This window comes from Caballeronia sp. BCC1704, from assembly GCF_902833455.1.
GTDB lineage: Bacteria > Pseudomonadota > Gammaproteobacteria > Burkholderiales > Burkholderiaceae > Caballeronia.
Genome location: NZ_CADFFT010000001.1, coordinates 550,930 through 575,905 on the forward strand (window position 1 = coordinate 550,930; position 24,976 = coordinate 575,905).

A 24,976-nucleotide genomic window follows, 5' to 3' on the forward strand; every position below is an offset into this window, starting at 1 on the left:
ATTGTTCCTAGTACTGTGCTCCCTCATGCCGCGCTCTTTCTGGCCTTCGAATTCTCCAGCGATTTCTCCCGGCGTTTGGTCCGGTAGTTATGGTTTGAGAGAGTTCTTGCGACACATTCGGCCGTCGTCAGATTGGTTAGGCCAGCCCTCGGCTTGCGTGTGACCGGGTTCCCGGCGTCGATAGGATAGGACGCCCTCTGCCGAGCGCGGCGCTCGCATAAACTTTCGGCTACAACGCTGCTAGATAATGACTTTCCGAACTGCCCCAAGCGCAGCTCCGAGTGCGGCTGCTCTAAGAGCAGCTCGCCAACAATTTGGCGCGGGCTTGAAAAAAAGTCCGTATAATCGCTGCGCCCATCCGGTTGTTTTTCTGTGATGCATTCGTCACGGTTCTTGAACTTGCTCCCAAGACTACTCAGTGGACTCCAGAAGGTGAGCCGACCAGGCAGCCAGGTTGCATCCAGCGATGGCGGCAGCGTACGATAGGTTGAACCGGATGGGCACTGATAATCAACAGTCGATGTTCAATAGCTTCACCAGCTTGACGAGCAAGGTGCAGCTCTGTCAGTTTCTTGGTATCACGACAACGAGGCTGAACTTCCTTCTCTACGGACTACCCTGTGAGCGGCGCTATAAGACTCATGCAATCAAGAAGCGTAACGGTGGGGAAAGAAGGATACGAGAGCCGATTCCGCCGCTAAAGAAGATTCAGAAAATCATCGCAGGCGAGTTAGCAAAGCAATATCGTCCTCGGCAGCACGTGTACGGGTACACGAAGAACAAAAACATTGTTCAGAAGGCACGCGTACATGTCGCGCAGAAATGGGTTGCCAGAGTCGATTTGAAGGACTTCTTCCCGTCCGTTAACTTTGGGCGCGTTAAAGGCCTATTTCGGGGTCATCCGTTCGATTTCAACCACGAGATAGCTACCCTACTTGCACAGCTCGTCATGGATGGGAACGAACTGCCGCAAGGCGCTCCGACGTCCCCAATCATCTCCAATTTCATTTGCCGCTCGCTAGACTACGAACTTAAGCGTATGGCAAAGGCGCACCGATGCTTCTACACCCGGTACGCGGATGACCTCGTTTTTTCAACGAGCCAAAAGCGGCTTAGCCCCCAAGTATGTTCCCCTTTGGCGGCTGACGGTATCTCTGTCCAAGCGGTCGTTGGTGATGGATTACGCGCTGTAGTCGAGAGGCAGGGCTTTGTTGTCAACGATGCCAAGACCCGAATCTTCAGCAAGAGCAGTCGCCAGCAGGTGACCGGCATAACGGTCAATGAGAAGGTCAACGTCAGTCGCGAGTACATCCGCGGACTGCGAGCGGTGTTGCACGCATGGAGGAAGCATGGAGAGGAAGCTGCGGCGTCATGGTTCTTCGCGAACCATTACAAACGCAACCGGCCTCACTGGAAAAGTCAACCGGCGGATTTTCGCGAGGTGATTCGAGGGAGGATGACGTTTGTCCGTTTCGTCAAGGGCGGAGATGATACGACGTATCTGACCTTGGCTAAGAAGCTGGCGCAATTAGATGATGGCTTCCAGCTTGATGCAGCAGAGCAACTCCAAGCCATGTCGCCACGATTGATGGTCTATACCGAGGGCGTCACAGACACCATCCATTTGCGACATGCGCTGTCACGAATGAAGGGGGACGGCCGATATGTGGACCTCAACGTCGACTGGGCTGACCACTCGGACCGACCACGCGGGGAGGGTAAGCTGTGGCAAAACTGCGTCAATGATTCGAGGCGAGAGGAATTTCGGCACCAGATACAGGTCTACTTGTTCGACCGAGACAGTGACTTCGCAAAAAAGGCCGAGGACAAGTACGGGAAGCTGAAACACCACGGGAACAACGTGTACTCGCTGGTCTTGCCTATCCCCGAGCATCGTCACGGACGACAGCAAGTTTGCATTGAGCATCTCTATAGAGATGAGTTCCTATGGCAGAAAGACGCTCAGGGTCGTCGGCTGTTTCCCCGTGAAGATTTTGACCTGGACGGCCACCATATTGGGGGGCTGGAAGTTCTCTATCGCCATCCAAAAGCCGGAACCTTAATTGTCGATTCCGACGTTGTCGGGTATGGCGGCTTGCGAGGCAAACCCGTTGTCATGAGCAAGAAGCAATTCGCCGATGCTGTCGACTTGCGCGTTGAACCGTTTCACGCCCCCTCGTTCGCAGGGTTCGAAGCTATTTTTGATACGCTCAGCGAGCTTTCTCGGAGCCTAGGCGGCGGCCACAGGCCGGAAGCGTCAGACCTGTTATAAGCGGCTCCGCGGACCATCAACGGTGAAGGGTCCCGGCGTGCTCGACCATATTCATCAGCTCGTCGGGCGGAAGACGTGAGGTTTCGCTTCTCACTTGAACAGAGGTCGGGTTTGTGTCCCACATCGAGCGAAGTTTTCAATGTGGCGAAATGTAGTTGTTGAGGTGGTAGTTAGCAAGAAGGTCTTTATCGACGTTTCCCAAACTTCGCAATCGCGATTCTCAGCGTCACCCTCTCTGACTCCGGACGAGGATTGGCGCTGCGAGGCAGGCTCAAGTGTCTACTCGACCACCGCGTTCAGTTGAGAGTCGACGAGAGCAACGAGCCAAAATCGTGCTCATTGAAAGTGACCGTCTTGCCGGTATAGTAGTTTGCCCGTTCGAACTGACGCTTGCCCACGACATTCTGGTTCTCGACCACAGCGAGAACGAATCCAGCCTTCCGTTCCATTCGATACTGCATGTGGATGACCTCTGCCTCCAATAACCGAGTTGCGCTCGTCGCCGCGACGACGATTAACGGAGTCGCGCTCCGCAACAAATGGTCTGCGACCATCCCACCAGCGATAGGCAACTGAACGTCCGTTTCGTGTCCCAATTGGAAGTCGGCCGCTACGGCGCTGACTATCGCAGCCAGACGAGCTTTGAAGTCGCTCGCTTGCCGTTCCGTCCGGGCCGTCGCAATGGCATGCAACTGTTGCGCTGCTTCTGCGACACGAAAAATCAGCGGGGCAATAGCTTGCGGGTCGGTGGTGACAGCGGACAAGGTCTCATCTTCCTGCAGCCTTACTTTTCCAGCCGCTGCAAGGTCTTCTGCCCATCGGGAGACCACTTCCGATTCGACGTCCCCACCTGCCATGCTCGCATGAAAGCAAGCCTCGCCATTCTCATCGACCGTGAAGCCCTCATGGCGTTGCCGTACGCGAACAACGATGCGGTCGCCAGTTCCAGCGTACTCAATCGGCGTGACGACCCGCTGCACGCCGTTTGGTTCGGGGTACACCTCGAAAAGAGAACATATTGCTTTCTTCAGGTCCATCGTCAGCTCCAGGTTCCCCAGAGCTCGTGTTGACGCTCATCTGCCGCCTGAGGGCGCAGGCTAATACCGCATGTATCGCAGAAGGCGGCGATAAGTTTCGTTCGGTCGCTATCATTCCTGGGGTCGAGCGTGGTCGACCGCTCGATGCTGAGCTCGGGCGCCCCCGGTAGCAGTCGGTTCGTGTAGTCATCCGACGTCCCACACGGAACCTTACAGTGGATTCCCTTATGGCTCGGGTGCAAGTGAAACTCAAGGACCGGCCCGAGAGCGCCGCCCGAAAGCTCACACAGCAGATATGCGTAGAAGCAAGAGTCAGTGCGTAGCTCCCCATCTCGCCACAAAAACATCACTCGGTGCGTATCCGAGACCGAGATTATTTCGGTTGCTTGGACCCTTGGACCGCCCATGCGATGGAAGGGTTTCGGCCACTTATTCCGCTTCATTGGTTTGAATGTCGGAAAGGTCGACAATACTTTCATCACCCGTTTATGCCCGACTAACTCCTGTGGCGTCACTTAACTGCCCCCTATGCAGCTTATCGTTGCTGTCGCTTTCACGTTATGAGATAGGAGCGAACCCGTTTCTAACCATACGGTCCGCGCGCGTCTTACTTTTGGTCGCCCCATTCTCGGCATTCTTAAGAGCTCACGCAAGTGCCGAAGCACATTTCGCATGGACCGCACGACGTAGTGGTGTCGACTTCCCGCATGACGCTTGGGGGAAGCACTTGCTCAAGTTCGTTGCCGTCCTGCCGATATAACAGCGGTATGGTCACATCGGACAGAGGTGGCGCGATTGAATGCAGCGACAAGGTCCGACGGCCTCGGGCAAGCCAGGGCGATGTAGAGTCGGTCGCCAAGGCGCGACCCGCGGCCGGACTAAAATCAACTTCAAACGTGATGATGCAAAAAAACAAATTGGCGGTACCCGGCGTCGTACTCGCCCTTTTCGGGGCGATAGCGGTCACGAACTACCTCAGCCTCGCAAGGCCCCTCCAAGTGGTGATTGCTGGAGACAGTCGAAATCACGGGATTTCGGCGACCGCACATTACGAATACTACGTCGTGCCGTCGTCCATTGTCTTTGACCTTGAAGACGTGGGTTCAAATAATTCGATGGCTGACGTAACCCGGGTGTTGCTCCAGTATTCGGCGACGCTCCGAGACCGGGAGTACAGCGATGTGACACTTGCGCACGCAGGCGTGTCGAAATTCAAGCTCGATGGAAAGTACTTCCATCAGCTCGGAGCCGATTTCGACACACAAAATCCCATTTACACCATCAGGACGCTGCCTGAAAACGTCATGAACCTTGACGGGTCGCATGCCTTCAGTAGGTGGGAAGGCGGCTGGCTTGGCGTGTTCGGGAAGCAGATGGACGACTTCAACGAGTTCCATAAGCAGTGGTACGTCGCTGACATGTCGAAAAACCCATCCTGACAGTTGTGGGCACCCCCGTGGGCATCGGTCGAGTTCGTGCGGAAGGAAGACGAAGAGCCCCGGCGTTCGTCGAAGGTTCCGAACACGCCCCGGTCATGCGTCCTTTATCCGTCGGGCGGTGGCCCGCCCGGTTGCTGACTTCAATCGTCGCCAGTACCTGGTCAGCTTCATATGCCCCTCTGAACACCGCTATGAACTCGCCGTTGTGCCCGAGCTGTCGACGGGCGTTCGCTGGACCCCTTCGGCCCGGGCGAATGGGGCTCGCATACCGTCGAGACTGAACTTTTGAAAATCGCCTGGATGCCGGTTTGCGACTCTAGGAGAAGGGTGAATCTGTCGCAGGTGATGACTTGCCCCGTCAGTTTGATGCCGTTCACCAGGAAAATCCACACGGTTTTCCTTTCACTGACAAGCGCCTCTAGGAAGGCTGTTTGCATGTTGTCGTTCTGTGAAGCCATGGCGGACATCCTTTTCTCGGTCGGGTCACTACATCTTAGGAAAAATCTGCTGACCGGTTACTCGACGATAGTCGTAGCGGATTGCCTCTCACAGCGGTTTGATGTCGTGCGAGCCTTACCGGCGCATCTGTTCGGATGCCGGCTGCTGTAACCAACTGCCGGGTATCGCCGCCTGCTAGTCATCGCGGAATGGCCCAAGATTGGCGCGACGTCTTCCTCCCGGGAGACTTGAACTCGGGCGGCAAAGTCCTACAATCAACGCATTGTGCTTTCACCGGTGACTGCCAATGGCGTCTTCCGTTCGGTCCGACTTGCCGGTTGATGCAGAGATACTGACCTTCCTAGTCATCTCCCACCTTGCGACGAAATTCGCGACCGGTGCTTGGATGTCAACGGGGAGTACTGTCGAGTCTTGCGCCTACTGGTCGAAGGCAATGCAGCGCGATGAAGACGTCGTCGCCAGGGTTATGCTGGCGAGTCGTGCACGACCAATCGCCGCCGCCATCGAAGCTGAGACCGGCCTGACGCTGAACGGCAGCGCTCTAGCGTCAATCTTTGACAGCAATCTACGTCTCGACTTCTCGTCTGCTAGAACTCGAGCGATATATCACCGGTGCCTGCAGTCGCTACTGGCCCGCAAATAGCGATGCCAAGGCGGCTTGCGAGCGCGTATTGAGCCCGCAGTCAGATGCGACGTAGCGATTGCAAACCCACTTCTCGCTCGTGACTGCGACAAGCGCGACGTCCGCACATCAGCCGCTGAGCGAAGTCGGCAGCAAGACTTGGTTCAAGCCAGCAGCCGTTCCAGGTCGTCAATGCGACAAGGCTTTGGGAGCAGCCCGTCAAAGCATTCCATGTCCGCGTCGGCCAAGTCAGCGAGGCCAGTCAGCGCGATAATACGAGCACCGGCACAACGGCCTCGCCGCAGTTGAAGGCACACGTCGCGTCCATCACCGTCCGGTAAAGTAAGGTCCAAGAAAATGACGTCGAAAACGTCGAGCGTGGCGATTTCCAAGGCCGATGCACCACTGTACGCCACCGCGCTCTGGTGACCCAACGCAGAAGCAATCTCGGCGAGCGAATCAGCCGTATCTTCTAAGTCGTCAACAAACAGAACGCTGCTCATCACATTTCCTCCATATAACCGGACGCAATGCATGGCAGTGCGGTCGGTGCATGGTTGTCATGCCGTCAACAGGGCAACCAGTCATGCGACGGTGGGAAGACTGTCTCAAACGGGGCAACGACCGGTTGCCACGGTCCACCACTACTTATTCGACGACGGATTAACTTCAACGGTAAGGTGTGAGAGGCCCTCAATGTGCGCCAGCGCAGAACGATAGTAATCGGGGCGTCGCTCGGAGTTGGTCACTACAGAGATGATAGCGCTCAAGTGTCCTGGGCCGACACGCCAGACGTGAAGGTCGAGGACTCGGTCGCCGGCGCCCTCTATTATCTGTCGAACTCTTACGGTCATCCGTCCGTCTCGGTTCATGTCCAGGAGGATGGCGCCTGTATCGCGGATTAGACCATATGACCAGTTCGCGATTACGAGGGCACCGACAACGCCTGCGAGCGGGTCCATCCAGTTCCAACCGAATGCGCGAGCCAAAACGAGTCCGATTATTGCGAGCACTGAGACGGCAGCATCAGCCATCACGTGCACATACGCAGCCCGCATGTTGTGGTCGCGCACAGTGCCTGCATGAGCCTCATGGTCATGTTCGACGAAGTCGACGCTGTGCTCCTCACCCGGTAGGCGGACAATAGTCCTGAAAGCATGCGGTTCCGGGACCTGCTGTATAGATTCAAGATAACCACCTCTGTCGACAAACGAGAACGTCTGACGCGAGCCGTCTGGCCGGACTGTCGTGACAGATACAGCATCTGCGCTCAATGGCTGTGTTCCGGCTTCTGGCGTGACGCGGAACACAGGTGGCACGCCGTCTTCGTAAATAGACAGTTCGAAGCCGCCTGTGTGGGCAAGTATGCGCTTGACTTCGTCCTCGTGGGAGTGGGTGTCTGCATGGCCGTGGGCGTCGCTATGGCCATGGCCGTGACCGTGGCTATGCCCATGATGGTCACCGCTCAACAGCCAGACGCTCGCAAGGTTCACCAATAGCCCGACGACAGCGATGGGAATCGCTTCGCCGAAGTGGATTGGCACCGGCGAAAAGAAACGCAACACCGCCTCATATGCAATCAGCAACGCAATCATTGCGAGCACGACTGCGCTTGTGAATCCTGCTAGGTCACCTAGCTTTCCGGTGCCAAAGACGAAACGAGAATCCGTTGCATGCTTGCGGGCATACGTATAAGCCAAAGCAGCAATGAGCATCGCCCCGGCGTGCGTCGACATATGAAGGCCGTCGGCGATAAGTGCGAGAGAGCCAAAGAGGCTGCCGCCAGCTATTTCTGCCACCATCATCGCGCTGCAAAGCGCGATAACCATCCACGTTTTGCGCTCGTTCTGCTCGTGCGCTTCTCCGAGGAAGACGTGGTTGTGCCCTGCGCCGAACCCGGCGTCCTTCCAGTTGCTCATTTCGACTCTGCTCTTACTTGAAATAACTGCGTACGACTTCAACCAGCTGTTCTGTACCGCTGCCGTGTTCACCAGCGGGTTCGGCATCTACGAGATGCGTACGGATGTGGTCCTCCAGCACAACTGCCAGTAACCCGTTCATCGCCCCTCGGCAACTGGTGATTCGTTGCAGTACATCGTTGCAATCGCGCTGCTCTTCGAGCGCACGCTCGATGGCCTCTACCTGTCCCTTGATTCGGCGGACACGGTTAAGCAGCTTCTGCTTGTCGCGGATGGTGTGACTCATAAGCAATCTCTGTATACCCTAGGGGGGTATACTAACACCGCCCGAGTCGCGTAGGATATGTTCAATGCGGACACACGTGCCGTCGGCGTCAACGTCGTTGGGCATTAGTTAGGAGAGTGGGCCCTCTCATCAGTCTTAAGAGTCTCCCCCGGGGCGGATGGCCATGCGCCTACGTTCGGTCTAGCTACTTCAGCGATTCGTTAAGGCGGTCGCCCGCGCCTGCACTCGGTGCGCGAAAGGCGACGGCGTTCCCAGCAAATGTTGGAGCGCTAAAACTACGGCCGTCGGCACCTCAGGGCGTGGCCGCTCGATGCTTGGAGCGGTGATGTGACAAATGGCTTGTTCCTGGACCCCAACTCGAACCAAGGAAAGTCGAGGTCGTGAAACTGAGCGCGTCGGAACCACCTCTTGGCGCTAGCGTCTCGGCAACACCAACGGCTCAGCCGTCTAAGAAGCGCGGCTGGGCCGTTGGCGCGAACTGACCGGGCACGCGGCCGGAAAACCAATGTCAATACCAAAGGGTGACACCGACTACCAGTTCCTTGTCAGACACGGGCTCTCCATCTTCACGGGAGAAATCCGCAGTGCGGCCGAAACGTCGTCCCCAGACGAAGCCCACGTAGGGGGCAACTTCACGGCGCAACTGATACCGAAGGCGCAAGCCAAGCCTTATGTCCGAGATGCCGCTACCAATCTCCCGTTCGGGGTCGGCTTTCCCGTATACATTGATTTCGGCTTCGGGCGTGAGGAACAGCTTCTGCGAGAGCAACACGTCATAAGACGTCTTGGCCCTGAATGCAGTGCGGCCGGACGTTCCGATGTACGCGGTGGCTTCAACGTTGAAGAACCAGGGCGCCAGTCCTTCGACGCCAATCGCAGCCCAGTCCCGCGATGGACCGTTGCCGAAGTCGTGGCGTACGCCTATCTGTGCATTCCAATAGGTCGAGTAGGCATGGGAAACCAGGGCCTCGACACGTGCGTCGTCTGTCTTTCCATATAGGCGCTCGCCGGAACTCTTCAGCCAAAGCCTGTTGATGTCGCCACCCAGCCAAGCTTCGCCGTCCCACGACCAGCCTTGTCCACCGGCGGCCTTCACGTACTCCAATTGGTCGATGAGAATCTGGTGGTACATCTCGTCGTCCGCCATGTCCATGCCCTTGACAGGGATGCCTTGGCTTGGATTCGCCATTGGAATCGGTGGCTCCTCAACCGGTAAGATTCGGTTGGGACCGCTGCGAGGACCGCCCTTGGGGCTTCGCGTGCCACTAACTTCCACGTTCCCAGCTTCGTGTGCATGCGCCGCTGGTCGGTCGGTCGAGTCATGCTCGGCGCCATGCGAGCTCCCGGGTGACATACCGCCGTCCGCCCGGCCGGTCTCTGTTGCCATTCCCGGATTCGGCGCTGCTTCATCAACTGGCGTGGAATCCTGCGAGGGAGCGGGATGCAAGTTAGAGTGGGCCCCGGGAGCCGCGTTAGAACCGCGCATATCGCCGGCTTCGGGCATGGTGTCCATAGGCATGCTTTGAGCAGCGGCGGTCAAAGAGTGAGATGCCATGCAGCTGGCGACGACAAGACCCGCAATAACGCCAGGTCGGCTCCCTCCCACAAGGGGCGCAAACAATTCTCTTGCGCTCATGCGACCACCACCTTGCGGAACATACCCGCTTCCATGTGATAAAGCAGATGGCAATGGAAGGCCCACTGGCCCGGTGCATCAGCCGTCACACGGAACGTTACCTGCTTCGTCGGCTGCACGTTGATTGTGTGCTTGCGAACAAGGAAGCTTCCGTCCTCATTCTCGAGCTCCATGAACATGCCATGAAGATGAATCGGGTGATTCATCATCGTGTCGTTGATAAGGGTGACCCGTAACCTTTCGCCATAGTGGAAAAGGATTGGCGTTGCTTCCGAGAATTTCTGGCCGTCGAATCCCCAAACGAACCGTTCCATGTTTCCAGTTAGCCGAATCGCTATCTCCCTCGACGGCGGTCGGCTATCAAGCGTGCCGCCGACCGTGTGCAGGTCGGCATAAGTAAGTACCTGTCGTCCATTTCCGCGCAGACGCGGTCCGGGGTCCTTCAATGACCGTGAGACGGTCATTGGCCGCATGTCTACCTCAGGGCCGGTACCGCGCCCCATCTCACTCATATCACCAGAATTCATGGTGTGCTTTGCGTCGACGCTCGGGCTATTCTGCGGCTTCTCCATGCCCTGCATGCCCTGCATGCCCTGCATGTCCTCCATACCTTGCATGCCCTGCATACCTTGCATCCCCTCCATCCCTTGCATGTTCGGCATGTCATTCGCGTGTTGCATGGCATCCATGCCCTGCATGTTCGGCATTTTTCGCATATCGCCCGTGCCTTGCTTATGCTCCATATCGCCCATATGCTCCGCGCCGCGCATATCACCCATGCCATTGCTGTCCATCATGTCGCCTTGGGCCTTCATAGAAGACATGCCGCCCATGCCCATATCGTTCATCGAGAGCCAAGTCTTAGGGTCCATTGGTGGGACCTCGGCTTGCATGCCTTGGCGGGGAGCGAGCGTCGCCCGAGCGAAGCCGCTCCGGTCCATCGACTGACAGAAGATGGTGTAGGCCTTGTCATCAGGCATGTCCACTACGACGTCGTAGGTCTCGGCGACAGAGATGCGGAATTCATCAACCGAAACTGGCTCGACTTCCTGCCCATCGGCCGCTATCACCGTCATCTTCAACCCGGGAATGCGGACGTCGAAGAGCGTCTCAGATGAGCCGTTGATGAACCGGAGCCTTACTTTTTCACGCGCGCGTGCAAGAGCTGTCCAATTATCGGCAGGCGTTGCACCATTGGCGAGGTATGTGTACGTGGCGCCCGAGACGTCATGGAAGTCCGTTGGATTCATGCGCATTTGATTCCACATCTGCCGCTTCTTGAGCGCCGCGCTCAAACCCATCGTTCTGACGTCACGGAAGAACTCAGGTGCCGTGGGCATTTGGTAGTTGTAGTAGTCACTCGACTCCTTCAGCTTCTGCATAATGCGCTCAGGGTCTTCGTCGGTCCAGTCGCTCAACATGACCACATAGTCTCGGTCAGTGCGGACGCTTTCTCCATCGGCTGGCTCAATGACCAGCGGACCGTAGAGCCCGGTCTGCTCCTGAAACCTGCTGTGGCTGTGATACCAGAACGTGCCCGCCTGCCGTACCAGGAACTTGTAGGTGAACGTCTCGCCCGGCTGGATTCCGGGAAAGCTGATGCCAGGTACGCCATCCATCTCGAACGGGACAAGTATCCCGTGCCAATGAATTGAAGTCGGCACTGCAAGGCGATTGGTGACACGCATGGTCACCTCGGTACCTTGCCGCCACCTCAATTCCGGCGCAGGAATGGAGCCGTTCACAGACGTGCTTGGTCGAACGCGTCCGGTGTAATTGACCGGAGTCGCATCGATAGTCAAGTCGAACTCGGTACCTGTCAGGACTGAAGGGCCACGACTGATAGATACGTTAGCTTGACTCAAGAGCGGCCAAGCACCGAGTCCTGCAGCAATTCCGCCGGCGGTCACGCCTTGCATGAAGCGACGGCGGTTCGCTAGGCGGGGAGCTACATTCTGCTTCTTCGACATAACGCTCTTCACCTCTTGCAGATATTAAGGAGTGTCGTGCGAAGCCGCTGCTGCGGATAGACACCTCCGAGACCTCTCGAATTGCTCATGCTGCGAGACCTCCGGTTGCGACCCACGGGAGCGGCTCTTTTCGTTGGGCCTGCAGAAGGGATGCATCGCGCTGCTGCCTCGCTAAGATACCTTGCCCGAGCGCCTCGCGAGCAACATGAGTTGCGCTTTTTTCTGCAACATGACGGGCTCATGACGAAGCTGTCATGCAACCCACTGCGACTAGGGGCAACCAGCGAGTCACTTCGCCTGCCGCGAGTAACGAAGCCTCGCGAACGCGTTAATCGAGAGGTTGAAATCCCGTATGACCGTCACTCGGCCGACTCCGTGAAGGGCACAGTAATCGACGATTTCTTGCGCTACATCAACCCCTTTCTTCGTTGGCTCCCTAGAGTCAATCAGAATCAAGGCGATGTTGGGCGGGGGAAGGCAAACGCCGTGCGCTCCCGCGCCTCAGCGCCGAACGAACGGATTACGGACCGAATCGTCCACAGGCCAGGGAGCCAGATATGAACACGACGTCTCACGATGCGTCACCCTTCTGGAAATCGCGGGGCGCTATTGCCTTACTTGGCTTTGGCGCGATTGCCGCGTTCTTCATGTTCTCCGAACACCGAGCTCATTTTCTGGGTGTCTTGCCGTATCTGCTATTCCTGGCGTGTCCGCTCATGCACTTGTTCATGCATCACGGGCACGGTCACCAAAACGGCGGCGGTACCCGCCCCGCTGATGTCCAAGGAGGCCAAGATGAACGAGCCAACTAGCGCATATGGGTTGTGGGGTCTTGTTGTGGTCAACTCCCTCATCTTCATTGTGTTCGCTTTCAGCTTTTTCAAGCCCAACACTGCTCGCGATTGGCGCAGCTTCGGGGCCTTCTCTGCCTTTGTCGTAGCCCTCTTCGCGGAGATGTACGGCTTCCCGCTAACCATCTATTTGCTCGCTGGGTGGCTGCAGACACGGTTTCCGCAGACAAACCTCTACTCGCACGATGCAGGCCATCTTTGGTGGATGTTGACAGGCCGGCACGGGGACCCCCATTTCGGCCTTCCGCATCTGGCGAGCATCGCACTCATCTTCGGCGGCTTCTATCTCTTATCGAAGGCGTGGCATACGTTATACACGGCACAGCGTGCCCGGCAACTTGCAACCACGGGACCATACGCACGCATCCGGCACCCGCAGTATGTTGCGTTCGTGCTCATCATGGCCGGCTTCCTTCTGCAATGGCCAACGCTAGTCACATTAGTCATGTTTCCCATACTTGTCCTGATGTATGTGCAACTTGCACGACACGAGGAACGAGATAGCGAGAAGGAGTTTGGGCAGGCGTGGGTTGAGTACGCTGCTCGAACACCGCGCTTTGTGCCTGGGATTTCCGGGGCGGATACGGCGCCGGTCCACTAGCCACTGCCGCGCAGTTCGTCCAGGGCGGTGTCGCTGATTGAGCCGCACCGCCCTACGGCCATAACGCGCCACTGACTAGACCTTCGCGTTGCGCAAGCGCAGCGCGTTGCTTATAACGGAGGCAGAACTGAGGCTCATGGCGAGCGCTGCAATCATCGGCGACAGCAGTAATCCCGTGAACGGGTAAAGCACGCCTGCTGCCAATGGAATCCCCAGAGCGTTGTAGACGAAAGCGAAGCCCAGATTTTGCTTCATGTTCCGGACCGTGGTCTCCGAGAGCTCTCGGGCTCGCGCGATGCCACGCAAATCGCCTTTGACCAAAGTGACTTGCGCGCTGCTCATTGCGACGTCGGTGCCCGTTCCCATCGCGACGCCGACGTCGGCCTTGGCCAGCGCCGGCGCGTCGTTGATACCGTCGCCCGCCATCGCCACCACCTTGCCTGATTCTTGGAATCGGGTGACGAGCGCCAGCTTGTCGGCAGGCTTAACTTCGCCGTAGAACTCGTCAATGCCAAGCTTGCCGGCCACGGCCTTCGCGGTTATGACACCGTCGCCTGTCGCCATCACCACGTGAACACCGTCCTGGGCCAGACGCGCCAACGCCTCTGGCGTCGTCGCCTTTATCGGGTCCGAGACGGCTAGGAGTCCAGCTAGCTTCGCATCAACGGCCAAGTACATGACGCTCGCGCCTTGAGTCCTTAACGCGTCGGCGTCGCTTGCTACCAATCCAACGTCAATGCCTTCGGCTTTCATTAAGGCAGTGTTGCCTAGGGCAAGCTTGCGACCGCCCACGCTGCCTCGAACGCCAATTCCTGTGCTCGATTCAAACTCGTCAGTCTTCTCGAGTGCAAGGGCTTGTTCGCGAGCTGCATCGACTATGGTCGCGGCGAGCGGGTGCTCGCTGCCTTGGTCGAGGCTTGCTGCAAGTCGGAGAACCTCTTGTTCGGCGAAGCCGTTGACGCCAACGCAGCGTTGAAAGGCCGGATGACCCTCCGTGAGGGTGCCGGTCTTATCAACGATAAGGGCGTTGACCTTGCGCAGATTTTCGATAGCAGCCGCATCCCGGAAAAGCACACCGTTCGACGCAGCCTTACCGCTCGCGACCATGATAGACATCGGCGTTGCAAGGCCCAGCGCGCAGGGACATGCAATGATGAGCACAGCCACGGCATTGATGAGGCCAAATACCCAACTGGGTTGTGGGCCGAGCAAGCCCCAGGCGACGAACGTAAGCAGAGCAATGCCTACGACCGCGAGGACGAACACACCCGCTACCTTGTCGGCCATCCGCTGCATGGGTGCACGCGAGCGCTGAGCCTGCGCAACCATCTGGACGATTTGCGCCAATACTGTCTGGGAGCCGACCTTCTCGGACCGGATAACGAGGGTGCCAGCGGCGTTCATGGTGGCGCCGATTACACGGTCGCCCGGTCGCTTGGTAACAGGAATCGGCTCCCCTGTAATCATCGATTCGTCCAGAGAACTGGTTCCTTCAGTGACTAAACCGTCTGTCGGCACCTTTTCTCCTGGGCGCACGCGCAGCAGGTCACCGACATGCACATGCGTGAGCGGGACGTCCTCTTCTGTGCCGTCGGCCTTGATTCTTCTGGCAGTTTTTGGCGCCAAACCCAAGAGCGCCTTAATGGCAGCTGAAGTCTGGGAGCGCGCCTTCAACTCGAGCAGTTGACCGAGAAGCGTGAGAGATATGATGACAGCCGCTGCCTCAAAATAGACTTCGACCCGACCGTGGGCGACGAACGTTGCGGGGAAGACACCTGGCGCAACGACGGCAACCACACTGTAGGCATAGGCCGCTCCGGTCCCAAGACCGATGAGCGTCCACATGTTCGGGCTGCGATTCTTGAATGACTGAACACAGCGTTCGAAGAAGGGTAACCCCGCCCAGATGACGACGGGCGTCGAAAGGACGAACTCGACCCAGTTCAGCGTAGAGGCCTCCATCCACCCAAGGCGATGGCCGAACATAGCGAGGACAAACACCACGGCTGTAAACGGGAGGGTCCACCACAATCTTCGACGAAAGTCCGCGAGTTCGGGGTTTTCCTCGTCCTCGAGACTTGGCAGCAACGGCTCCAAAGCCATGCCGCATATCGGGCAATTGCCGGGATGGTCTTGCCGATTTTGCGGATGCATCGGGCACGTGTAGATGGCGCCTTCGGGTGCCGGCCCCACTTGTTCCGGCGGCCTTGGGCTGACGTACTTCGCTGGGTCCGCTGCGAACTTACTCTCGCAGGATTGGCTGCAGAAGAGATATCGTTGCCCGTTGTGTTCAAGCTGGAACTCGGAGTCTGCAGCGACAGACATGCCGCACACTGGGTCTTTCAGGGAGACGGCATTGAATTCGCTCCCGTCGCCAATGTGTCGCTCGTGCTGGCATGCATGGTGATGCTCGATGCTGTGGCCGGTGACTGCCCCGTCGTCGTGGTGGTGCCCGAGCTCCGCTCCATCTGCTTTCGACGACTGGAGGCCATCCTTACCGCTAGGTTGCACCCTCATTTAAGCGCTCCTTTCTCGGTCATGCCTTGCAAAAATTCTTGCCGACGCGTCGTTCCGCTCCACCATCGAGGAAATGGTGCACGCAGACAGCCAAGCGTCAGCGCAGACTCCATTGTCAACCTTCCAGCAGTGGGAAAGTCAACGCAGTGGCCGGTGCCGGTTGTCTAGGTGATAGACTCGCGAACAATAAAACGTAAGACAATAATGAACACCCTGCACACTCTTATCCAGCATTGGAAAGAAGACCCGGCTGGCACGTTTCAGACGTGGTTCCTATGGCCCGAGCGACTCAAGAACTTTCGGTCTATCCGACAGGGCATTCGGCAGGTCGTCAGGGAAATCAATGGCGGAACCTTTGGAAATGCCTACCGTGGCTCTTCTCTCGAAACGGTTGTGAGTTCCATCGCCGAGCAGCGGCAAATCTTCCGAGGCGCCGACCACGCGTTCTTGTGGAAACCCAAGCTCCGAATCCCCGACATCTATGAGAATCCGGCAAACCAGCGGGCGTTCGGCAAACTACTTGATACTTGCGATTGCTGTGATGACGCGGAGGCCGTACTAGCGGCTATCCGGACGCTTGACACCCATGCGGTGAAGGGCCTTGGGCCAGCGGTGGCCAATTTGCTCTACTTCATCCACCCGACTCTCGTTTCTCCGTTCAATACAGCCATCGTCAAGGGTTTCAACGCGATAACCAAGGCCAACGTGAAGCTCGGCCGCTGGGACCACTATCTCGCAATGCGCAGAGGAATACTTGAGCTAAATCATGAACACCGCGCTTTGCTGTCCAACGACCTAGGCGCGGTCGCTGGCTTCCTCTTCGACGTCGGCATGGACCGATACCCATTGCCTCCGTCGATGGACGATGCCGCGTCCAACGAAGCATGGCGCCAAGACTTAGATGCAGTTCGAGAGCAGTCGGCGACACTCGCACGACAGCTTGAGGCCGGCCGCCAGCAGGACGCGACACACACCGAAGTTCAGGGATGGCTGCGCGACCTTGGGAAGTCCCTTGGCTATCAAGTCTGGATTGCTACCAATGACCGTTCGCGGCCATACGGAGATGGGAAACTGGCCGACGGTTGCCTGAGCGAACTTCCCGCTTCGCTGAAAATCAGTGGCGCGGACACCGTACCGCTGATTGACGTCATCTGGCTGAATCCCGACCAGTCCGTGACAGCGGCGTTCGAAGTTGAGCACACCACCTCCATTTTCTCAGGCATCGTTCGCCTCTTGGACCTGGCGCTTGGTTCCGTGACTGCAGCCCAGCGCCACCTGTACCTGGTTGCACCCGACAGCCGGCAAGAAGACGTGCGCAGCCAGTTGGCGCGACCCGCGTTTTCTCGTGTGAGCGAACTGGGCATCAGGTACCTCCCGTACGGCGCCCTCAAGGAACACAGGGAAAGTATTGCCCGCTTTGGCAGTGGCATGAAGCCCATCGAGGCCATCGCCACATCACTATGAATCGCGCGGTCTTGCAAGTCGTTGGTACCCAGTTCCCGGATGCAAGATGTAAGCCTGGATAACTGTTAGTGTCGCTGGCCGGGCTCGCTCTCGCCTTCGGCTTCATCACGTGGGGATTGCTTCCACGGTGCTGTTGCGCTTGCGGACACGGGTGCGTCCTTTCGATGGTTGGCGGCATACCGCTTCCTCGCGCGCTCAAGCGTTGCCACGGTCGGCGGATACTCGTAGCGCCGATGCGGTAGCCATCCTTCCTCCCAAGCCTTTTCGAGTTCGTTGTTCGCGTCTTCCTTGGACTTCGCTGGTTGCGAGAGCGCCGGCTGCGCTAAGACGCAGCCCGAAAGAACAACCACTACTGCGTAAATCATAGCTGGGCGCCGCATGGTTCCTCCCGACGCACGACTGCTTGCTTATAAGTCCATTCTTACGAGACCAAGGCGACATGAAAGTGATGAGCAGATGAAGTTTCCATCATCTTCTCGTCACATGCGCCTGCGGATGGCAAACCCGACAGCACAAGCGCCGGCAGCACTAACTGTCGCTAATAGCCGGTCGCCTTGACAGGAACAACTGAGCCCGAGTCCGACGCGGACGATGCAATGTTGGCCAGGCGTGATACAGGTGCGATGTATAAACTCGTTTCTCTACAGATTTCTTTAGCTTCATCTTTCCTACTGAAGCTACTTTCGACATCCAAGCCATCTCATAAATGGCAGTGTTTTCATTGGGAGAGCAGCGGTCTGTTGGACCGCTCACGCCAAAAATGCGCTCCGCTAGTCCAGACCACCACTCCCGAAAGAGAAAATAAGCGCAGACTCTGGAAGCCAGGAGACTTGAATTCGATTGGTGGACGGCCAACGTGCGGGCTACGCTGAGGTCGTGGAAGCGACGTCGACTCGAGCCTTCGCTGAGCGGGAATTGTGAACCCGTCGTCAGGACAGCTTTAGGCTTTCGAGTCGACATGTGTCAGTGTCCGGCCGTTCTTCCGGAATCGGAACCGTAGCGAGCGCGATTCCGTTCGATTGTCGCTTCACTCGGAGGATAGTCGGAGCGGCTGGTAGGAACGAGTCCGGCCCTCTGGGCTTCAATCAATTCTTGCATGACTTGGGCGCGCGTCTTTCCTTCAGGTGGCGCCTGCATCGCGGTAGCGTGAGCACTGCGCGAAGAGAGCGTTTGGCTGCTTGACGCTGGTTCGGCCCTTGATGCCGAGGGAAAGTTATGTCCGGCGTCGGCGAACGAGCTGTTTGTCACCGCAGCGAGTGCGGCGAAAAGTACGAGATATCGTGTTTTCATTCTGGACTCCAAAAGTACACTGCGCGTCATCAGCGTTGATGACGAGCGTCATTCTGGATGGAAGCCCCTGAACTGCCCGTGACTGCGACGTGAAATCTTCGTCATCTTTCGCTCATAGGCGCGAGCGATGCTGGCCATGAATCGCTGTATCGGGTGCGGAGACGCATGGTCATGGCGTTATAACGGAGGAAACGGTGGAAAATCGGAAGCGAAAGGATTCGGGGCGGGCCGAGGTTTGCCTGGGAAATTTGCGGCGCGCCTCCCGCGTCACTGTGGCAGCTGTGGCGGCGTTTGCAGCGATGGCTGCCATACCTGCATATGCCGACGGACCGGGCCGGGGGCTTACGGCAGAGTTTGAAGTGGCACTGATGGAGACCATCATTGACCACCATTTTTCCGCGCTAAGGATGACAGAGCTGGCCGCCGGCACAGATGTCCGAAGGACCGGAAACTTGTCTCCGACTGAGGGGACTTCGCCTTCGCCGGGCTTTCCTCCTACACAGGCGAAGGCCACTATCGATGAAATCAAGTCGAATGCGCGCATGGAAAATCGTACACAACGCGAGCAGATTCTCCAGCTACAGTCCCTCTTGCACGACTGGTACGGCATCAACTATCAGCCGCAACTTCGCCCCGAGCAACAAGCAGCCATCGGCATACTTGAACATGCGCAGCCTGGCAAGTCGTTCGACCGAGCCTATCTGGAAGTATTCAGCCATCACCACTACCAGCTCTTCAAGCCGCTGAATGGATGCATGACCGGGGTAGACCGGCGCCACGACCAACTCATCCGGCTTTGCAATCAAATGTGGCACGCTCAGACGAGTGCGGTCGATGATATGAGGGAATTGCTAGAGAAGGACTTCGGTATAGCCGACTACCAGCCGTTCTCCGACGCTAGCCCGTTGCAACCCGAAGGCGGGAGGCTACGTGGTCAGCACAGCGGTGGCTAGCAGCGGCGACTTCAATAACGCATAGCGCTCTTAGATGCTTCCGCCGTTTCCGTACGGCGGAAGTCGCAGTCATTCGCGAACCAAATGGGACCGGGGGGTTAGGCCATCGCCCGGCACTCGTTGGCGCATGCACGGCACGCTTCGGCGCATTGCTTGCAATGCTCGTGCTCGTGTTTCTCGCATTCGGCAGCGCATGCTTCACATAGCGATGCGCAGAGGGCGCATATCTCTTTAATGTGTTTGCTACCGCGAGCCATCGCTGCGGAAGCAAGACGACATGCATCCGCGCAATCCATGTCCTGCCTAATGCATTCGGCCATCGCGGACACGTTGCTTTCAGACAGGCACGCAGTTGCACAATGGTCGCATGCTGCGGCGCAAGCGTCGCACGCGTCGATACATGACTGATGCTGTTGGTGAGCCATATCGTCCTCCTAGAACGTTAGATGCTGGGGAGCCAGCGCAGCAGTTTCGCATCCAACGTGCCCATCGACGAAAAAAAGGCCCGCAAGTTGCGCGGGCCAAAAAGACAGTCCTGAGTGACGCGCCAAGAGGGCTACAGATTCACTGCAGGACCGTCCACCGTGGACGGACGACGAGAAGTGGTGACTATGCAGTGCCTGGCAGTGGGCTCGAAACGAGAACTGCGGCAGCGATAAGAACAGCCACAAGTACGATTGACTCGATATGCAGCACCCTTGAGAAGCGCTTCAGGGCAGGCGCAGCATTACGCCTGCTGCCGCCCTTGAGGGAGGCCAGCAGTTGCGGCATCTCGAAAAATCGGTTGTGACCGCCTAGGGCGGCAGCGACTAATACAAGCCCGAGCTTCAGCATGAGTACCTGGCCATACGCCGAGGTGACGAAGCCGACCGGCGAGTTCACGCTACGCCATCCGTTGTATGCGCCGGTGGCAAAGAGAACAATTAGTGCCATCGTGGCGGTGTCGGACAGCGACTGAATGAAGGATGCACCGTTCTTGCGGTCGGGCTCACCCGCAGCGATAAGGCTCGGAGCGACTATGTAGGTGGTCGCGACTACGAGCCCGACCCAGACGCTGATTGCAAGCAGGTGAATCCAGTCGGCCCATACCGGCAGTGAGAAGAAGCCAGCTTCCACGGAGTGCCCGGTGTTGCTTCTTCCAAGCGCGATTCCGAGAAGACATATCGCGGTGAGCGGCATGAGTCGGCCGCGCATGGAAGCCGAGGAGAAGAGCAAACCGAGTGCTACGCAAGTGAGCAACGCGCTGGCAGCCCACGCGTGACCATATCCGGTTTCCTTCAGCATCGAGTAGACGGCCGGTCCGGCTTCAGCAAGTGTCGACTCGCTCATGAGCGCGCAGTGAATCCAGAAGGCGGCAGTTGTGGATAGCAACAATGCCACGCCCGCCACGCGAGCGGCAAGCAGCAACCGCGCGCTGACGCTTGCCTGCCAGTGGGATGTGCTGCGGACAAGCCACCTGTCGCAAATGAGTGCGCCGACCAGTGTCGCGAAGCTGATGTTCTGCAGCGCGACCAGCGCCAGTCGTAGCACGCCCAGGAAACCGTCGTTCATCACTTCACCGTGAAAGTGTAGGTGCCCTTTGTCTTGTGGGAGTCACTCGTCATCACGGCCCACTGGACGGTGTACGAGCCGGATTCGAGCTTCGGCAGGGAAACCTTAAGAACGCGCGGATTCGTCGAATCAACCGTGGCTTTCTCCTTCGTTGCGGGCGCGCCAGCAGGGTTGATGACCTTGATGGTGCTGAAAGACGATTCGATGTTCTCGTTAAACGTCAGCCGCAACGCGTCTGGCGACACGTCGACCGTGCTGCCGGCGGCCGGTGCCGCGCTTTCAAGTTTTCCGTGTGCCAACGCAGCAACGGGCGAGAGGCCCATTACAGCGGTCGCCAAAACAGGCGCCAGGCTCCTGCGAAATACGTTGTTCATACTTGCCTTCCTTGGCAGATGCCGGTGATTGCGTAGTTCTTCGTCAAGCCGTCACTGCTTCTGCAGCTTGGTGACCGTGAGGGTCCCGTTCACCTCCTCGGCAACGAAATCAATCTTGTCGCCCACTTTGACTTGCGAGAGCATCGCGGGGTCTTTCACCTTGAACGCCATCGTCATACCTTCCATGCCGAGGTTTTCGAGCGGACCGTGTTTGATGGTGAGCTTGCCGGCGGCGTTGTCGACCTTCTTGACTTCGCCATGCGACATGCTGTTTTTGGCATCAGCGTTCTGTTGGGTGCCGCTCGCCATGTTCATGTTGCTCATATCGCCCGCCGCATATGCGGTCGCGGACAGCGACGCTGCGAAACCCAGTGCCATCAAAGCAATTGCCTTCTTCATCACATTCTCTCCATTGGTTGACGAAATTGGGCCGTGCACCTGCACGGCACTTCTTGAATCAGCTTTCCGGCAGTTCGCCGGTGTACTCGTATGCCACCGTCCCTTTGGGGTGTTTGAACCAGCCCGGGTCGCGGTAATCGTTCCTACCGAGGCCCTGCCGAACCTTGACTACGGTGAACATTCCGCCCATCTCGACTGGCCCGAAGGGACCGCTGCCCGTCATCATGGGCAACGTGTTGTCGGGCAGGGGCATCTCCATCTCACCCATCGCTCCGCCGGTGCTGCCCATGGCCATGTAGTCGGGAACCAGCTTATTGATGCGCTTGGCGAGGTCCTTCTGCGGCACGCCAATCATGTTGGGGACCTGATGCCCCATTGCATTCATGGTGTGATGAGACTTATGGCAGTGAAATGCCCAATCGCCAGGACGATTCGCGGTGAACTCGATGGCGCGCATCTGCCCGACAGCGACGTCAGCAGTGACTTCGGGCCAGCGCGCGGCCGGAGGAATCCAGCCGCCATCGGTGCCTGCGACCTCGAAGCTGTACCCGTGCAGGTGAATCGGGTGATTCGTCATGGTCAGGTTGCCAAAGCGGATGCGCACTCTGTCGCCCGCGCGAACGGGCATGGGGTCGATTCCAGGAAAGACCCTGGAATTGAACGTCCACATGTTGAAGTCCGTCATCTCGTTGACGCGCGGAGTAAAGCTGCCTGGGTCAATGTCGTATGCGGCTAGCAGAAAGACGAAGTCGCGGTCCACAGGCATGACACTGCGGTCTTTCGGATGCACGATGAACGTGCCCATCATGCCCATGGCCATCTGAACCATTTCGTCGGCATGCGGGTGGTACATGAACGTTCCGTGCCTCTCGAGCTGGAACTCATAGACGAACGTCTTTCCCGGCGGGATATGGGGCTGCGTGAGACCGCCGACGCCGTCCATTCCCGAAGGCAGCAGCATGCCGTGCCAGTGAACCGTAGTGTGTTCAGGCAACTTGTTTGTCACGAAGATGCGTACCTTGTCACCTTCGACTGCTTCGATGGTCGGCCCCGGGGTCTGACCGTTGTAACCCCAGAGATTGGCGTTCATGCCGGGCGCCATCTCGCGTACCACCGGCTCGGCAATGAGATGAAACTCCTTCCATCCGTTCTTCATACGCCACGGCAACGTCCACCCATTCAGCGTCGCAACAGGCGTATATGGGCGTCCGTTGGGCGGTGCGAGAGGAGGCTGCGTGACGGCATTACCCATCGTTGGGGCTTCTGGCAGCGACGCGGCGCCAGCCTTGCTGACGAGGGCCGCACCTAACAGCGCAGCACCCGAGCCGCCGATAAAATTTCGACGAGAGACCATCTTCATTTACCTTCAGATTGTGTTGGCGTCGCGGACGGCGTCGACGGCGCACCTACGCCCGGCGTATGCGACGCGGGCTCTGCCGAGCTTGGCTCGGTGTTGTTATCAGCGGGACTTCGCGCCGGTGCAGTCGTTGTCGGCGGAAGTTGGCCGCCAAGCGACTGCTGCAGGTCGGTTTCTGCAAGCCAATAGTCTTTGAGTGCGTCGATGTATCCGTTGACCGCACCAACTTGGTCGCGTGAGTCCGCCAGCAATTCAAATACGCTTGCGAGCATGCCGTTGTAGCGCAATAGCATCTCGTCGGAGATGGTCTTGCGCACAGGCACGACGTTGTCGCGGTAGTGCTTGGCAACGTCGTAGCTGGTCACATATGCGGAGTATGCTTCGCGGACTTCCGACCGGGCGTCGATAGCTGTCTGCGCAAGGCGGTTCGCCGATTGCATGTATATGGCTTCTGCGCGCGCCACTTTCGCGCTGCCCCAATCGAAGATGGGAATCTCAACGCTTATCTCATAGCCGCGCTCTTTGCCCTTGTCCGTTTCGAAGTTGTTCTGGTACCCGACCTCCAGCGCATTGACGAACCGAGTCGCCTTTCCGAGACCCAGCGATGTGGCGAGCCCCTGAACTTGAAGTTTTCCGGCCTGGATATCTAGGCGGTTTTGCATTGCGAACGTCTCGAGCTCGCTTAACTGGGGTCTATCTTTCGGCAGGTCGGGGAGCCGGTCGGGAAGCTGATATTGCGCACCAGAACCCCAAAGGCCCATCGCACGAGTCAGCTTTTCACGGGCGGAAACCTTCTGCTGTCGAGCCTTGGCCAATTGAGCAGCGGATTCCGCGTAGAAGGCTTGCTCCCGCGCGTAGTCGAGCTTGCTGAAGTTACCCGCCTGACGCATGCGCGATGCGAGTTCAGCGCCTGCTTCGGCAGAATCCTTGACCTGCTCGGCATACAACGCTGACTGCCCGGCTGCGACCGCTTCGACGTAAGCCTTTCGCGCGTCGGCCGCCACCTTCAACATGGCGTTGGCCGTCTCGACCTTCGTCTGCTCGAACCGACGCGCTTCGATACGCGAGGCCACGGGCAGTGTCAGCACACCGAGAACCGCCATCGAAAACGTCCGGCCGATGCCGATGCCATCGCTCCAATGTGTCCGGCTGAAAGAAAAGCTCGGATTGGGCAGACGGCCTGCTTGGACGAGGTCGGCTTCCGAAACACCGAGCTCGCCGTACGCGGCTTGGAGTCCACGATTGTTGAGTAGCGCAATCTGGACCGCGTCGTCCATGCCGAGCGGTTTGGCTAGAAGCTCTTGGGTGCGCTTATAAGCAGCCTCTCGGTCTTCATGAGTCTTGAGGTAGACAGCATCCTTCCCGAGGCGCTCGGACGCAACAGACGACACGCTGCTGAAGCCGCCATCCTTCGAGAATGTGGTGCATCCAGCGAGGAACACCGCAGCCATTGCGACACAGGTTGCCCGGGTATGTGCGAGGTGCCGCGTCATTTCGCCTGGCTCCCGTGTTGGTGTTCGCTCATCTCAGCCGAAGCACTTCCAGTAGCTGTGGAGTGCTGCATCGCGCCATTGCGCTTCGGAGCAACGTCACAGTTGAGTTGTTGCCAGCTCGCGTTGTCGCTATCGTTGAAAGGCAAGTACTTATCGAACGCCGAGGGTGCTTCGGTGGGTGTTGCCGACGCAGTAGCGTCCACCGGGTCGAGGATTGTCGCCGTCGCTGCATGTGCAAGTAACGGCATCGTGCAAGCGCCTACGAACGCCGCAAGGAGTTTTCGCATGAATTTTTCTCGTCATGAATCGTCGAGGTCGTGTGACCTGGACAAGTGCCTGCCGCAGCTATTGGCTGCGAGTTAGCGGACTAGACGAGAAGCGGCCTGGGCGGTCGCTCGATGCCGCCAGTCAGGAAAGAAACGACCGGAAGCGGCATTGACGAAAGAATGACGGAGTGCGCAGTCTCAGCGAAGTGCGTTGGCGCCG

General features: G+C 58.0%; 21 protein-coding genes. 6 read left to right on the forward strand and 15 right to left on the reverse strand.

Annotated elements, in window-relative coordinates; genetic code table 11:
* Positions 1-496 precede the first annotated feature (496 nt).
* A complete protein-coding gene (locus HWX53_RS02585) occupies positions 497-2,272 on the forward strand; it encodes a reverse transcriptase domain-containing protein (protein ID WP_175939150.1) in 1,776 nt (591 codons plus the stop codon).
* A 296-nt stretch (positions 2,273-2,568) separates the two neighbouring features.
* Here the strand turns inward: HWX53_RS02585 and HWX53_RS02590 are convergent, their stop codons facing one another.
* Positions 2,569-3,309, reverse strand: a complete 741-nt coding sequence (locus tag HWX53_RS02590) for a hypothetical protein (RefSeq protein WP_175939152.1) — start codon at positions 3,307-3,309, stop codon at positions 2,569-2,571.
* Between the two features lie 767 nt (positions 3,310-4,076).
* Here HWX53_RS02590 and HWX53_RS02595 point away from each other — a divergent pair.
* Positions 4,077-4,748: a hypothetical protein gene (locus HWX53_RS02595; RefSeq protein WP_175939155.1), complete on the forward strand. Its 672-nt coding sequence runs from the start codon at positions 4,077-4,079 to the stop codon at positions 4,746-4,748.
* A 167-nt stretch (positions 4,749-4,915) separates the two neighbouring features.
* On the opposite strand, the gene HWX53_RS02600 is transcribed toward HWX53_RS02595, so the two are convergent.
* The 6 genes from HWX53_RS02600 to HWX53_RS02625 all read right to left on the reverse strand — a co-directional run bounded on the left by HWX53_RS02600 (position 4,916) and on the right by HWX53_RS02625 (position 11,640).
* On the reverse strand, positions 4,916-5,206 hold the full coding sequence (locus HWX53_RS02600) for an RNA chaperone Hfq (protein WP_175939157.1): 291 nt from the start codon (positions 5,204-5,206) through the stop codon (positions 4,916-4,918).
* Positions 5,207-5,993: 787 nt separating this feature from the next.
* Positions 5,994-6,332, reverse strand: a complete 339-nt coding sequence (locus tag HWX53_RS02605) for a response regulator (RefSeq protein ID WP_175939159.1) — start codon at positions 6,330-6,332, stop codon at positions 5,994-5,996.
* Positions 6,333-6,473: 141 nt separating this feature from the next.
* On the reverse strand, positions 6,474-7,748 hold the full coding sequence (dmeF, locus tag HWX53_RS02610) for a CDF family Co(II)/Ni(II) efflux transporter DmeF (RefSeq protein WP_175939161.1): 1,275 nt from the start codon (positions 7,746-7,748) through the stop codon (positions 6,474-6,476).
* Positions 7,749-7,761: 13 nt separating this feature from the next.
* Entirely contained in the window at positions 7,762-8,034 is a 273-nt protein-coding gene (locus HWX53_RS02615) for a metal/formaldehyde-sensitive transcriptional repressor (RefSeq protein WP_175939163.1), read from the reverse strand.
* Positions 8,035-8,542: 508 nt separating this feature from the next.
* Positions 8,543-9,223 carry a copper resistance protein B gene (locus HWX53_RS02620; protein ID WP_244139984.1) on the reverse strand — a complete coding sequence of 227 codons (681 nt, stop codon included), beginning with the start codon at positions 9,221-9,223 and terminating at the stop codon, positions 8,543-8,545.
* Positions 9,224-9,666: 443 nt separating this feature from the next.
* Positions 9,667-11,640, reverse strand: coding sequence for a copper resistance system multicopper oxidase (locus tag HWX53_RS02625; protein WP_175939165.1), 1,974 nt, complete (start codon positions 11,638-11,640; stop codon positions 9,667-9,669).
* A gap of 557 nt (positions 11,641-12,197) precedes the next feature.
* On the opposite strand from HWX53_RS02625, the gene HWX53_RS02630 reads away from it, so the two are divergent.
* Positions 12,198-12,452 (forward strand): DUF2933 domain-containing protein, encoded by a 255-nt coding sequence (locus HWX53_RS02630; protein WP_175939167.1) that lies wholly within the window; start codon positions 12,198-12,200, stop codon positions 12,450-12,452.
* A complete protein-coding gene (locus tag HWX53_RS02635; protein ID WP_175939169.1) occupies positions 12,436-13,092 on the forward strand; it encodes an isoprenylcysteine carboxylmethyltransferase family protein in 657 nt (218 codons plus the stop codon). Before HWX53_RS02630 ends, HWX53_RS02635 begins: the two co-directional genes overlap by 17 nt.
* A 75-nt stretch (positions 13,093-13,167) precedes the next feature.
* Here the strand turns inward: HWX53_RS02635 and HWX53_RS02640 are convergent, their stop codons facing one another.
* Positions 13,168-15,609, reverse strand: coding sequence for a heavy metal translocating P-type ATPase (locus tag HWX53_RS02640; RefSeq protein WP_175939171.1), 2,442 nt, complete (start codon positions 15,607-15,609; stop codon positions 13,168-13,170).
* Positions 15,610-15,813: 204 nt separating this feature from the next.
* Here HWX53_RS02640 and HWX53_RS02645 point away from each other — a divergent pair, with 204 nt between their 5' ends.
* The gene (locus HWX53_RS02645; RefSeq protein WP_175939173.1) at positions 15,814-17,073 is read left to right on the forward strand and encodes a type II restriction endonuclease; all 1,260 of its coding nucleotides are present in this window, start codon (positions 15,814-15,816) and stop codon (positions 17,071-17,073) included.
* Between the two features lie 963 nt (positions 17,074-18,036).
* On the opposite strand, the gene HWX53_RS02650 is transcribed toward HWX53_RS02645, so the two are convergent.
* Positions 18,037-18,393: a DUF4148 domain-containing protein gene (locus HWX53_RS02650; protein ID WP_347879144.1), complete on the reverse strand. Its 357-nt coding sequence runs from the start codon at positions 18,391-18,393 to the stop codon at positions 18,037-18,039.
* A gap of 164 nt (positions 18,394-18,557) precedes the next feature.
* On the opposite strand from HWX53_RS02650, the gene HWX53_RS02655 reads away from it, so the two are divergent.
* The gene (locus tag HWX53_RS02655) at positions 18,558-19,316 is read left to right on the forward strand and encodes a DUF305 domain-containing protein (RefSeq protein WP_244139985.1); all 759 of its coding nucleotides are present in this window, start codon (positions 18,558-18,560) and stop codon (positions 19,314-19,316) included.
* A 98-nt stretch (positions 19,317-19,414) separates the two neighbouring features.
* Here the strand turns inward: HWX53_RS02655 and HWX53_RS02660 are convergent, their stop codons facing one another.
* The 6 genes from HWX53_RS02660 to HWX53_RS02685 all read right to left on the reverse strand — a co-directional run bounded on the left by HWX53_RS02660 (position 19,415) and on the right by HWX53_RS02685 (position 24,490).
* Positions 19,415-19,741, reverse strand: coding sequence for a four-helix bundle copper-binding protein (locus tag HWX53_RS02660; protein WP_175939177.1), 327 nt, complete (start codon positions 19,739-19,741; stop codon positions 19,415-19,417).
* A gap of 184 nt (positions 19,742-19,925) precedes the next feature.
* Complete coding sequence (locus HWX53_RS02665) at positions 19,926-20,867, reverse strand: CopD family protein (protein ID WP_175939178.1); 942 nt, start codon at positions 20,865-20,867, stop codon at positions 19,926-19,928.
* A complete protein-coding gene (gene copC, locus HWX53_RS02670) occupies positions 20,867-21,241 on the reverse strand; it encodes a copper homeostasis periplasmic binding protein CopC (protein WP_175939180.1) in 375 nt (124 codons plus the stop codon). The genes HWX53_RS02665 and copC overlap by 1 nt, the downstream gene beginning before the upstream one ends.
* 51 nt (positions 21,242-21,292) lie before the next feature.
* A complete protein-coding gene (locus HWX53_RS02675) occupies positions 21,293-21,640 on the reverse strand; it encodes a copper-binding protein (protein ID WP_175939182.1) in 348 nt (115 codons plus the stop codon).
* A 58-nt stretch (positions 21,641-21,698) separates the two neighbouring features.
* Positions 21,699-22,994: a copper oxidase gene (locus HWX53_RS02680; protein WP_175940577.1), complete on the reverse strand. Its 1,296-nt coding sequence runs from the start codon at positions 22,992-22,994 to the stop codon at positions 21,699-21,701.
* A 2-nt stretch (positions 22,995-22,996) separates the two neighbouring features.
* Positions 22,997-24,490: a TolC family protein gene (locus tag HWX53_RS02685; protein ID WP_175939184.1), complete on the reverse strand. Its 1,494-nt coding sequence runs from the start codon at positions 24,488-24,490 to the stop codon at positions 22,997-22,999.
* Positions 24,491-24,976 lie beyond the last annotated feature (486 nt).

Excerpts from the sequence above, each read along its gene's own strand:
- HWX53_RS02585 (WP_175939150.1), top strand. The coding sequence starts at position 497 with ATGGGCACTGATAATCAACAGTCGATGTTCAATAGCTTCACCAGCTTG.
- HWX53_RS02590 (WP_175939152.1), bottom strand. The coding sequence starts at position 3,309 with ATGGACCTGAAGAAAGCAATATGTTCTCTTTTCGAGGTGTACCCCGAA.
- HWX53_RS02595 (WP_175939155.1), top strand. The coding sequence starts at position 4,077 with ATGGTCACATCGGACAGAGGTGGCGCGATTGAATGCAGCGACAAGGTC.
- HWX53_RS02600 (WP_175939157.1), bottom strand. The coding sequence starts at position 5,206 with ATGGCTTCACAGAACGACAACATGCAAACAGCCTTCCTAGAGGCGCTT.
- HWX53_RS02605 (WP_175939159.1), bottom strand. The coding sequence starts at position 6,332 with ATGAGCAGCGTTCTGTTTGTTGACGACTTAGAAGATACGGCTGATTCG.
- dmeF (WP_175939161.1), bottom strand. The coding sequence starts at position 7,748 with ATGAGCAACTGGAAGGACGCCGGGTTCGGCGCAGGGCACAACCACGTC.
- HWX53_RS02615 (WP_175939163.1), bottom strand. The coding sequence starts at position 8,034 with ATGAGTCACACCATCCGCGACAAGCAGAAGCTGCTTAACCGTGTCCGC.
- HWX53_RS02620 (WP_244139984.1), bottom strand. The coding sequence starts at position 9,223 with ATGGCGAATCCAAGCCAAGGCATCCCTGTCAAGGGCATGGACATGGCG.
- HWX53_RS02625 (WP_175939165.1), bottom strand. The coding sequence starts at position 11,640 with ATGTCGAAGAAGCAGAATGTAGCTCCCCGCCTAGCGAACCGCCGTCGC.
- HWX53_RS02630 (WP_175939167.1), top strand. The coding sequence starts at position 12,198 with ATGAACACGACGTCTCACGATGCGTCACCCTTCTGGAAATCGCGGGGC.
- HWX53_RS02635 (WP_175939169.1), top strand. The coding sequence starts at position 12,436 with ATGAACGAGCCAACTAGCGCATATGGGTTGTGGGGTCTTGTTGTGGTC.
- HWX53_RS02640 (WP_175939171.1), bottom strand. The coding sequence starts at position 15,609 with ATGAGGGTGCAACCTAGCGGTAAGGATGGCCTCCAGTCGTCGAAAGCA.
- HWX53_RS02645 (WP_175939173.1), top strand. The coding sequence starts at position 15,814 with ATGAACACCCTGCACACTCTTATCCAGCATTGGAAAGAAGACCCGGCT.
- HWX53_RS02650 (WP_347879144.1), bottom strand. The coding sequence starts at position 18,393 with ATGACGCGCAGTGTACTTTTGGAGTCCAGAATGAAAACACGATATCTC.
- HWX53_RS02660 (WP_175939177.1), bottom strand. The coding sequence starts at position 19,741 with ATGGCTCACCAACAGCATCAGTCATGTATCGACGCGTGCGACGCTTGC.
- HWX53_RS02665 (WP_175939178.1), bottom strand. The coding sequence starts at position 20,867 with ATGAACGACGGTTTCCTGGGCGTGCTACGACTGGCGCTGGTCGCGCTG.
- copC (WP_175939180.1), bottom strand. The coding sequence starts at position 21,241 with ATGAACAACGTATTTCGCAGGAGCCTGGCGCCTGTTTTGGCGACCGCT.
- HWX53_RS02675 (WP_175939182.1), bottom strand. The coding sequence starts at position 21,640 with ATGAAGAAGGCAATTGCTTTGATGGCACTGGGTTTCGCAGCGTCGCTG.
- HWX53_RS02680 (WP_175940577.1), bottom strand. The coding sequence starts at position 22,994 with ATGGTCTCTCGTCGAAATTTTATCGGCGGCTCGGGTGCTGCGCTGTTA.
- HWX53_RS02685 (WP_175939184.1), bottom strand. The coding sequence starts at position 24,490 with ATGACGCGGCACCTCGCACATACCCGGGCAACCTGTGTCGCAATGGCT.